The sequence below is a fragment of the Ruegeria sp. BJ5 genome, assembly GCF_056537865.1.
The window spans coordinates 1,099,420-1,108,324 of the sequence record NZ_JBQFSH010000001.1; the positions used below are offsets into that span (position 1 = coordinate 1,099,420).

The 8,905-nt window shown below is 62.1% G+C and carries 8 protein-coding genes, 1 tRNA gene and 1 riboswitch; of the genes, 5 read left to right on the top strand and 4 right to left on the bottom strand.

Annotated features, from left to right (window positions below; all coding sequences use genetic code 11):
* Nucleotides 1-119: 119 nt before the first annotated feature.
* Complete coding sequence (locus ACR0NY_RS05540; protein WP_170337768.1) at nucleotides 120-1,577, top strand: cobyric acid synthase; 1,458 nt, start codon at nucleotides 120-122, stop codon at nucleotides 1,575-1,577.
* A 3-nt stretch (nucleotides 1,578-1,580) separates the two neighbouring features.
* Here the strand turns inward: ACR0NY_RS05540 and ACR0NY_RS05545 are convergent, their stop codons facing one another.
* The 3 genes from ACR0NY_RS05545 to ACR0NY_RS05555 all read right to left on the bottom strand — a co-directional run bounded on the left by ACR0NY_RS05545 (nucleotide 1,581) and on the right by ACR0NY_RS05555 (nucleotide 4,641).
* Nucleotides 1,581-2,399: a hypothetical protein gene (locus ACR0NY_RS05545; protein ID WP_170368743.1), complete on the bottom strand. Its 819-nt coding sequence runs from the start codon at nucleotides 2,397-2,399 to the stop codon at nucleotides 1,581-1,583.
* A gap of 74 nt (nucleotides 2,400-2,473) precedes the next feature.
* Nucleotides 2,474-3,892: a TolC family outer membrane protein gene (locus tag ACR0NY_RS05550; protein WP_170337765.1), complete on the bottom strand. Its 1,419-nt coding sequence runs from the start codon at nucleotides 3,890-3,892 to the stop codon at nucleotides 2,474-2,476.
* 95 nt (nucleotides 3,893-3,987) lie between these two features.
* Nucleotides 3,988-4,641: a protein-L-isoaspartate O-methyltransferase family protein gene (locus tag ACR0NY_RS05555; protein ID WP_093963017.1), complete on the bottom strand. Its 654-nt coding sequence runs from the start codon at nucleotides 4,639-4,641 to the stop codon at nucleotides 3,988-3,990.
* Nucleotides 4,642-4,868: 227 nt separating this feature from the next.
* Here ACR0NY_RS05555 and ACR0NY_RS05560 point away from each other — a divergent pair.
* Nucleotides 4,869-4,942, top strand: a tRNA-Cys gene (locus ACR0NY_RS05560).
* A 219-nt stretch (nucleotides 4,943-5,161) separates the two neighbouring features.
* Here ACR0NY_RS05560 and ACR0NY_RS05565 read toward each other — a convergent pair.
* Nucleotides 5,162-6,118 (bottom strand): NAD(P)-dependent oxidoreductase, encoded by a 957-nt coding sequence (locus ACR0NY_RS05565; RefSeq protein WP_170337747.1) that lies wholly within the window; start codon nucleotides 6,116-6,118, stop codon nucleotides 5,162-5,164.
* Between the two features lie 108 nt (nucleotides 6,119-6,226).
* Here ACR0NY_RS05565 and ACR0NY_RS05570 point away from each other — a divergent pair, with 108 nt between their 5' ends.
* The 3 genes from ACR0NY_RS05570 to cobW all read left to right on the top strand — a co-directional run bounded on the left by ACR0NY_RS05570 (nucleotide 6,227) and on the right by cobW (nucleotide 8,902).
* The gene (locus tag ACR0NY_RS05570; protein ID WP_170337745.1) at nucleotides 6,227-7,102 is read left to right on the top strand and encodes a LysR family transcriptional regulator; all 876 of its coding nucleotides are present in this window, start codon (nucleotides 6,227-6,229) and stop codon (nucleotides 7,100-7,102) included.
* 72 nt (nucleotides 7,103-7,174) lie between these two features.
* A riboswitch (cobalamin riboswitch) is annotated at nucleotides 7,175-7,379 on the top strand.
* An 81-nt stretch (nucleotides 7,380-7,460) separates the two neighbouring features.
* On the top strand, nucleotides 7,461-7,844 hold the full coding sequence (locus ACR0NY_RS05575) for a DUF1636 family protein (RefSeq protein ID WP_093962591.1): 384 nt from the start codon (nucleotides 7,461-7,463) through the stop codon (nucleotides 7,842-7,844).
* A gap of 2 nt (nucleotides 7,845-7,846) precedes the next feature.
* A complete protein-coding gene (gene cobW / locus ACR0NY_RS05580; RefSeq protein ID WP_170368744.1) occupies nucleotides 7,847-8,902 on the top strand; it encodes a cobalamin biosynthesis protein CobW in 1,056 nt (351 codons plus the stop codon).
* Nucleotides 8,903-8,905: the final 3 nt, after the last annotated feature.

Below are 8,905 nucleotides of genomic sequence, written 5' to 3' on the forward strand. Positions count from 1 at the left end.
CGCGCTTTTTTTTGCCCTGTACGCAGCGGAATAGTCGCATTCGTCGTGCAAATGGCCCGATCCACGCTTTCGTCGGCTGAATAAATGCGGTCATCTGCCAACATCCGCAGGAGGCTCAGATGGTTCGCGCGATCATGATTCAGGGGACCGGCAGCAACGTCGGCAAGTCGATGCTTGTGGCCGGGCTGGCCCGGGCCTTTGCGCGGCGAGGGTTGAAGGTTGCCCCCTTCAAACCGCAGAACATGTCCAACAACGCCGCAGTGGCGGCAAATGGAGGCGAGATTGGCCGCGCCCAGGCGCTGCAGGCCCGGGCGGCGGGGCGCGCGCCGCATACGGACATGAATCCAATCCTTCTGAAACCGGAAACCGATACCGGTGCGCAGGTGATCGTTCAGGGCAAGCGGGCGGGAACGATGCGGGCCAAGGACTATCGCAAGGACAAATCCAAGCTTCTGAACGCCGCGCTCGAGAGCTTTGCCAGGCTTTGCCAAGATGCCGACCTTGTGCTGGTCGAGGGCGCCGGCAGTCCGGCCGAGACCAACCTGCGGGTAGGCGACATCGCCAACATGGGCTTTGCCTGCGCCGCAAATGTGCCCGTGATACTGGTAGGAGACATTCACCGGGGCGGTGTCATAGCGCAGATCGTAGGCACCCATGCAGTGCTGGACAGTGCCGATCTAGCAATGATCCGCGGCTTTGCGGTCAATCGTTTCAAGGGAGACGTCAGCCTGTTTGATGACGGTCGCGACGACATTGCGGCACGCACCGGATGGCCTTGCCTGGGCGTCGTTCCCTGGTTTGAGGACGCCTGGAAACTGCCGGCCGAAGACATGATGGATATTCGCTCGCACGCAGGCGGCACCTGCAAAGTTGCGGTGCCGCAGTTGGAGCGCATGGCGAATTTCGACGATTTGGACCCGCTGTCTGCCGAGCCGGGTGTTTCGGTCGAGATCATTCCGGCTGGCCGCCCCCTTCCCGGTGACGCGGATCTGGTGATTCTGCCGGGCAGCAAATCCACGATCGGAGATTTGGCCTTTTTCCGCAAACAAGGTTGGGACATCGACCTGTATGCCCATGTACGGCGGGGCGGCCATGTTCTTGGCCTCTGCGGCGGGTATCAGATGCTGGGCCGGGTGATCACCGACCCTGATGGCGTGGACGGCAGACCCGGCAGCGTCGATGGGCTGGGTTTGCTGGACGTGGAAACGGTTATGTCCTGGGAAAAACGGGTCGAACTGCGATCAGCGCAGGCCTTGCCCGGCGGCGAGCCCGTCACCGGCTACGAGATCCACATGGGGCGCACCCAAGGTCCGGATACTGCCCGTGCATGGTTACAGGTGGAGGGTCGACCTGAAGGCGCCGCATCGAGAGACGGGCGCGTACTGGGAAGCTATCTGCACGGTATTTTCACGTCAGACGCCTTCCGCGCGTCGTATCTGCAGCGGTTTGGCGCCAGGTCGGAACTGGCATACGAAGACAGTGTTGAGCAAACGTTGGAGGCTTTGGCCGACCACCTCGAACAGCATATGGACCTTGATGCCCTGCTGTCACTGGCAGCCGAGCCTCGGTTCGGCTGAGGGTCAATCCAAATTCTGAGCGGCCAAAGCGCGGTTGATCTCGCGCCGCACCAGCTTGCGAATGTTGCGGGTGATACGTTCACCCAGCGCGCCCTGCAGTTCCTGACGGACGATGTCTGCGATCAACTCGCGCAATTCGTCTTCATCCATCGTGCCGGTCGCCATCGCCGGCGCTTCCTGATCCAGCTCGACTTCGGCCTCTGAGGCATCCCGGTTGTCCCGAATAAACGTGGCAGGCGTTGTTTCCTCGTCGCTGTCAGCGTTCATCTCAGCTTCGGACTCAGCCGCATCCTTCGACGTCGAAAACCCGGTGTCCGTGGCCCAACTGACCTTGTCGGTGCGCGTGCCGGAATAAGCGTCGTCGCTTTCGCCGTCGGGCTCCCACTGATCTTCGGTCCGCGCAATCGCAGCCTCGAGAGCCGCGATCTTGGCGCTCAGGCTTCCGGCCAGATCCCTACGGCCTTCGCGATCATCCGAAGACTCACCGCCAATGTCGTTGATTGCCGGGGTTCCGGGGCGAACGATATCGCAAGACCGCAACCGCATAGGTTGTGACAGGTCGTTGGCCGGGCGGAACGCCTCGACATTCGCAGCATGATGCGAGGCCGCCTCAGCCGAGATCTTTTGGGCCAGTTTCAAAGGTGCTTTTGGATCCTCGGCCGGTGTGCCAACCCGCAGGGCATCCGTCAAAACCAGTCGGCCCGGCTTGCGGGCCGCAGTCGCTTTGATCAGGTTCGGGACCTTGCGCCCTTCTTCGCTGACCAAACGCTTGATCGACGACAATACGTCTTCGACACCTGCTTTGACACTGCTATCTGTCATTGTTCTCTACCGCTCTGACCTTTTGGACCAGTGTATCCAATCCGGTCGAACCTAACAACAGATAGTGTGGCTGATCACTCGCGCCGCAAAGCTTTGAGAACTCGATCCAGGTCGCGGCTTTGCTTGCTGATCTGTGCTGGCGCTTTTTTGACCAGGTTGTAGTAGAGCGTCGGGTCGTAAATCTGGACTGCCAGTCCAAGGCGCTCGGCGGTCAACAGACCTTGCGCCTGCAACAGCTGATAGGCAGCCAGAGACCGTTCCGTCCGCGAGGCAACTTCGGCCAATTGTGCGTCCAGCAAATCCTGCTGAGCGGTCAGAACGTCCAGTGTGGTCCGAGCCCCCAAGGTGGCCTCCTCGCGAATCCCGTCAAAGGCGACCTGCGATGCGCGTACCCGTTCGACGGATGCCCGCAGGCTGGCAGTGGCCGTTTCAAAGCGCACATAGGCGTCCGTCACACCCTGAGTGATGTCTTTCTGCACATTCAGGAGATTGGCACGCGATGCGTCCCGCTGAGCCATTGCGCGGCGCACGTTGGCCGCCAATCGGCCACCGGCATAGATGGGCTGATTGAAATTCAACGAGATGGACGCATCGTTGGTATAGTCGTCGTTGTCATAGCTTTCCGTGATCCCCGCGTCCGCGTTCAGGCTTACATTCGGACCCAGGCCCGCGCGCTGCTGTTGCACGGTCAGATCCAAGGCACGCACCTGATGCTGCGCCGAAAGGATTGCCGGGTGGTTTCTTTGTGCCAGGCTGATGGCCTCGGCCAAAGAACCGGGCAGCTTCGGCAGACGCGGCTGGCCCGCAGTACGGCCCGGCTGTTTGCCGACGGCGTTCACATATTCCGCTTGGGCAGTGCTCAGGTCGCCTCGCGCATCGGCCAGATCAGCCTGCGAGCTTGCCAACTGCGCTTCGGACAGCGCGACGTCGGTCCGGGTGACCTCACCGACTTCAAAACGGTCCTGCGTGGCCCGCAGTTCCTCGCCTGAGAGATTGACGTTGTTCTGGCGAATCTGAACCGTTTCTTCCTGTAGCAGAACACTCAGATAAGCCGTCGTTGCGCGGAACAGAACCTGTTGCTCAATATCGATCAATGCTTGGCGAGTTGCCAGAACTGTTTCCTGAGCCGACTGTTTCCCGAGAATCGATGCACCGCCGTCATAGACCAGCTGGCTCAGCGTGAGTCCCGAGAAGAAGCGCGACGGTTCGACCGTCGACACCACTGTTCCGGCGCGAGACTTGGCATAATCCTGGCTGACACGGACGGTCCAGTTGATGATCGGGCGCAGGGCCGACAACGCGATTGCAACGTCTTCATCGGCTGCGCGCAGCAAGGCGCGGTTCTGTTCCAACAGCCCGCTTGTGTTGTATGCACCGATGAACGCGTCGGTCAGATTGTCCGCCAAAACCGAGCGCCCCGGTATCACGCTCAGCGCGATTCCCGCCGTCAGAGCGACTGCCTTGACCAGCTTCCCTCCAGCCGTTCCAAGCATACCCAAATCCTCTCAAATCAAAATAACGCAAGCCCGTAGGCAGTTTGCGCCTTTGTTTTCAACTAATCAAGGGACCGCGGAAAACCGCTGATCGACTATAGCGAAAATGCACACTCGGCCGAAAACGCCGGCAGTACCGGGGCGTTTGCGTTGAAGCCATGACGCCATGTCACCCGCCCATCGGACTTTCGACCAATGCGAACGGTGCCCAGGTTGCCTTCGACGAACAGGCAAGCGATGCGGCCATGATCTTTCAGTTGATCGAGCAGGGCATCGGGCAGACGTTCCACACCGCCCTGGATGATGATGACATCATAGGGGCCATGCTCGGCCGCCCCCTGCTCCAAAGGTCCGACATGAATGATCGCGTTGTCGATATCCGCCTCCATCAGGCGGGACTGCGCGTCGGCTGCGTTGGCCTCGTCATCCTCGACGCCCACCACAAGCTGCGCCATGTTCGCGGCGACGGCGGTCGAGTATCCGAACGCCGGGGCGATATCCAGAACCACCTCGTCATTCGAAATATTCAATGCATCCAGCATCTTCGCCAGAGTCCTCGGCTCCAGCAGGCAGCGCCCGTTTCCCAGATCGATCAGGTCGCCAGCATAGGCCACTTCGCGACTGGCATCCGGCACGAAGTTCTCGCGCTGGACCTTCAGCATTGAATCGATGATCGGGAATTTGGTGACATCAGAGGGCCTGACCTGAGTGTCTACCATCGTGTGGCGTCGGGCTGCGAAATCCGTCATGTGACCGCTCGTATATTTCCCATGGTTGCTCGGCTTTTGCCACATCCGATCCCGCCCGGCAACGGCCAGCCCGGCAAAAATTGCAGGCCGCGACAAAAGTTGCCACTGCGCTGACCGGCCATCCAACGCCATGGCCGGCGGAAATTTCAGCAACCCTCTGGACGTTGTTCTGGAAAGCTGCTAGAACCGCGTCTGCACCACGTCAAGTAATTGAAATTGCTTGAAAAGGCGAGTTGGCGGAGTGGTGACGCAGCGGATTGCAAATCCGTGTACACCGGTTCGATTCCGGTACTCGCCTCCAACTTTTTAGCCTCGCACTGCATCGCTGCTCTCTGGTCCTAATAATAGTCGACTGGAACAGTTTGTTGATACGAAACGCCAAAATACGTGCGGAGATGGTTAGCCCAGCCGAGCTAACCAGTAACTATCGGGCAAGGGTTTAGTCAGCGCAGGAGCACCACCTACGCACTCGATCCATGCAAGACACCTCCGAAACCGCGCGTTTGCGCTGACCGTCCGATCAGACCGCGCTTCTACCTTGCGGAATCACCTCGTACCCCGGCTCTTCCGGTTCATCGTCCTGCATCTCGGCCGGAAAACCGGGCGCGGTAATGCTCAGCCCGGTTGCATCCTCGAGCCGCCGAATGATGTTAGGCGACAGCTCGCGCTCGCCATAGCGGGCGATGGCGTCGTCGAAAATCTTGATCATCAACGGGTTCATCTCCAAAGGCACGCCGGCGCGGTCGGCGACCTCCTGGAACAGACCGATATCCTTTTTCACCAGGTCCATGGTGAAGGAAATATCACGCGAGCCGTTCAGGATCACCTGGCTTTCGGTCTCATGCACGAAAGACGTGCCGGACGAGATCTTGATCGCCTCATAGGTGGTGTTCAGATCCATCCCGGCGGCCGTGGCGGTCACCAGCGCCTCGGCGCAGGTAATCAGGTTGGCGGTGGCCAGATAGTTGGTTAGCACCTTCAGAACCGAGGCCGTGCCCAGATCGCCGGTATGCAGAATACGCCGGCCCATCGTCGTCAGGAACGGCAGAATCCGCTCGAACGTTGCCCGGTCGCAGCCCGCGAAGATCGAGATATTGCCCGTGGCCGCCCGGTGGCACCCGCCCGAAACCGGGCAGTCCACCGCCGCCCCGCCGCGCTCGATCACCATGGCCCCCAGGCGTTTGACCTCGGCCTCGTCAGTGGTGGACATCTCCATCCAGATCTTGCCGTGGGTCACCTCGGGCAGCATCTGCTGCATCACCGCGTCCGAGGCAGCGGGCGACGGCAGGCAGGTGATGACCGCATCGCAATCGCGCATCATCTGCGCCGGGCTTTCACCGGCTTTTGCCCCCTTGGCGGCGAACTCCGCCACAAGATCGGGGTTAAGGTCGTATACCGTCAGGTCGATACCGTTGCGCAGCAGCGACCCCGACAGCTTGCCCCCCACATTGCCCAAACCGATGAACCCGACCTTCATGTTCTGCCCTCCTGCAGGCGCAATTTCGTTGGCCCGAGTATTTCCGTTGCCCACCGACAAAAGAAACGAATAAAAAGTCAGTTTAGATGCAAAAAATTTTGGTGCTGAATGGACCGCCTGCCCAATCCGGCCTGGCTGCGCAGCTTCGAGGCCGCTGCCCGCCACCTGAATTTCACAACCGCCGCGCAGGAACTGGGCCTGACGCAAACGGCGGTGTCGCTGCATATCCGCTCGCTCGAGGCGGACCTCGGGCAGCCGCTTTTTGCCCGCAACGCACGACACCTGTCGCTGACCGAGCTGGGCCAGTCCTATGCGCTGACCGTGCGCCGGGCGTTGTCGGATATCGCGCTATCCACCAACAGCTTGTTCGGCCCCGCCTCGCGACAGGCGTTGACCATCCGGGCGGCGATATCGTCGATGACCTACTGGATCGCGGCCGAGCTGCCCGCGTTCAGCGCGCAGCACCCCGAGATCCCCGTGCGGCTGGTGTCGCATATCTGGAACGACTCGGCCGCGCCTGCCGATGTGGACGTGGAAATCCGGCTGGGTTATGGCGACTGGCCCGGTGTTGCGGCCGACCGGCTGTGCTCGGAGCGGCTGGTGCCCATCTGCCGGGCGCAGGACCCGGCGCCAGACCTGCGCAACGGCCCGTTGATCCACATTCTGGGGTACGAGGACAACTGGGCGCGGTACTTCGAGGCGACGGACACCGACCTGCCCGACCGCCCCGCGCGGCATTCGGCGGATACGACCGTCACGGCGCTGCAACTGGTGATGGCCGGCGCGGGCTACGCCACCGTTCTGGAGCGGTTCGGGCGCAACGCGATCGCGCAGGGCGCGCCGATCCGGGTTGCAGGGCCGGCGATTCCCTTTGCCCAGTCGCACTACCTGATCCGCAGCGTCAGCGCGGCGCCTCCGTCCATCCCCGCCCAGTTGTTCCTCGCGTGGTTGCGCGACCGATTGGCCGGTGATGCCGCGGACTGACCCCGGCAAGTCGCTTTTTCGATCCGACGCAAAGCACTTGCCCCTGCGCGCTTGACAACCCCCCTGCCCGTACCGCATGTCGCTTGCGTTGGTGTCTGTGCAAACAGATGAAAAGGGAATGCGTCAGCGGTTTTCCGTCAAACGCAGCCGCCCCCGCGACCGTGACCGGAGAGGGTGCCCAAATGCCACTGGCCGCAGGCCGGGAAGGCGGGACATCCGACAGAGCACTGCTCTGACATCCGCAAGCCGGGAGACCTGCCAACGCCCGAAGACAAACCGGACGGGGTGTTCCGGTGTCGGGCCCATGTCCGCAACGTGGCCCGCGCATACCCCGTCCCCCGACAACCGAGTGATGGGGATGAGAGACGTGACCGAGACCACACCAGTCGAGCTGCTGGTCTGCACCACCTGCCGACGCGGGCTGCCCATCGAGGACGACGCCCAGCGCCCCGGCACGCTGCTGCACAAGGCGCTGGCCGCCGCCGACCTGCCCGAAGGCATCACCCTGAAGCCGGTCGAATGCCTGTCGAACTGCGACCAGGGCTGCTCGATCGTTCTGCGCGGCGGGCCGTCGCGCTGGACCTTCGTCTATGAGAACCTCAACGAATCCGACCATGTCGAGATCATCGTCGAAGGCGCCACCAAGTACCTAGCCGCCGATGATGGCCTTGTGAAATGGCGCGACCGCCCTGAACATTTCCGCAAGAACTGCGCCGCCCGCATTCCCCCGATTGGAGCCTGAGCATGAGCACCCTCGAAAAACTTCCCGTCACCGTCATCACCGGCTTTCTCGGCTCGGGCAAGACCACGCTGATCCGCCACCTGATGTCCGAGCCGCAGGGCAAGCGGCTGGCCGTGGTGGTCAACGAATTCGGCGACGTGGGCGTCGATGGCGAAATCCTGAAAAGCTGCGCCATCCCCGATTGCCCGGCGGAGAACATCATGGAACTGGCCAATGGCTGCATCTGCTGCACCGTGGCCGACGATTTCATCCCCACGATCGAGGCGCTGATGGCGCTGGACCCGCGCCCCGACCACATCCTGATCGAAACCAGCGGTCTGGCCCTGCCGAAACCGCTGCTCAAGGCGTTCGACTGGCCCGATATCCGCTCCAAGATCACCGTGGACGGCGTGATCGCGCTGGCCGATGCCGAGGCCGTGGCTGCAGGCCGTTTTGCCCCGAATGTCGCGGCAGTGGACGCCCAGCGCATGGCCGATGACTCGATCGACCACGAAACGCCCCTGTCCGAGGTGTTCGAAGATCAGATCTCGTGCGCCGACATCATCCTTCTGACCAAACCCGACCTGGCCGGCCCCGAAGGCGTGGCCAAGGCGCGCGAGGTCATCGCCGCCGAGGCGCCGCGCCCCCTGCCCGTAGTCGAGGTTGCCGAGGGCGCGGTGGACGTGCGCGTGGTGCTGGGACTGGAAGCCGCAGCCGAAGACGACATGGACGCCCGCCCCTCGCATCACGATGGCCATGACGACCACGAACATGACGATTTCGAAAGCATCGTTGTCGAACTGCCCGAACAGACCGACCCGGCGCAGTTGGTCGCCAAAATCGAGCGTCTGGCAAACGAGCTGAACATCCTGCGTGTTAAGGGCTATGCCGCCGTTCAGGGCAAGCCGATGCGCCTGCTGGTTCAGGCGGTCGGCGCGCGGGTGCGGCACCAGTATGACCGCCCGTGGAAGCCGGACGAGGAGCGCCGCTCGCGCCTTGTTGTCATCGCCGAGCATCACGACATCGACGAGGCTGCGATCCGCGGCATCCTGACGGGCGTCACCGAGGCCGCCGAGTAAGCA

Excerpts from the sequence above, each read along its gene's own strand:
- ACR0NY_RS05540 (WP_170337768.1), top strand. The coding sequence starts at position 120 with ATGGTTCGCGCGATCATGATTCAGGGGACCGGCAGCAACGTCGGCAAG.
- ACR0NY_RS05545 (WP_170368743.1), bottom strand. The coding sequence starts at position 2,399 with ATGACAGATAGCAGTGTCAAAGCAGGTGTCGAAGACGTATTGTCGTCG.
- ACR0NY_RS05550 (WP_170337765.1), bottom strand. The coding sequence starts at position 3,892 with ATGCTTGGAACGGCTGGAGGGAAGCTGGTCAAGGCAGTCGCTCTGACG.
- ACR0NY_RS05555 (WP_093963017.1), bottom strand. The coding sequence starts at position 4,641 with ATGACGGATTTCGCAGCCCGACGCCACACGATGGTAGACACTCAGGTC.
- ACR0NY_RS05565 (WP_170337747.1), bottom strand. The coding sequence starts at position 6,118 with ATGAAGGTCGGGTTCATCGGTTTGGGCAATGTGGGGGGCAAGCTGTCG.
- ACR0NY_RS05570 (WP_170337745.1), top strand. The coding sequence starts at position 6,227 with ATGGACCGCCTGCCCAATCCGGCCTGGCTGCGCAGCTTCGAGGCCGCT.
- ACR0NY_RS05575 (WP_093962591.1), top strand. The coding sequence starts at position 7,461 with ATGAGAGACGTGACCGAGACCACACCAGTCGAGCTGCTGGTCTGCACC.
- cobW (WP_170368744.1), top strand. The coding sequence starts at position 7,847 with ATGAGCACCCTCGAAAAACTTCCCGTCACCGTCATCACCGGCTTTCTC.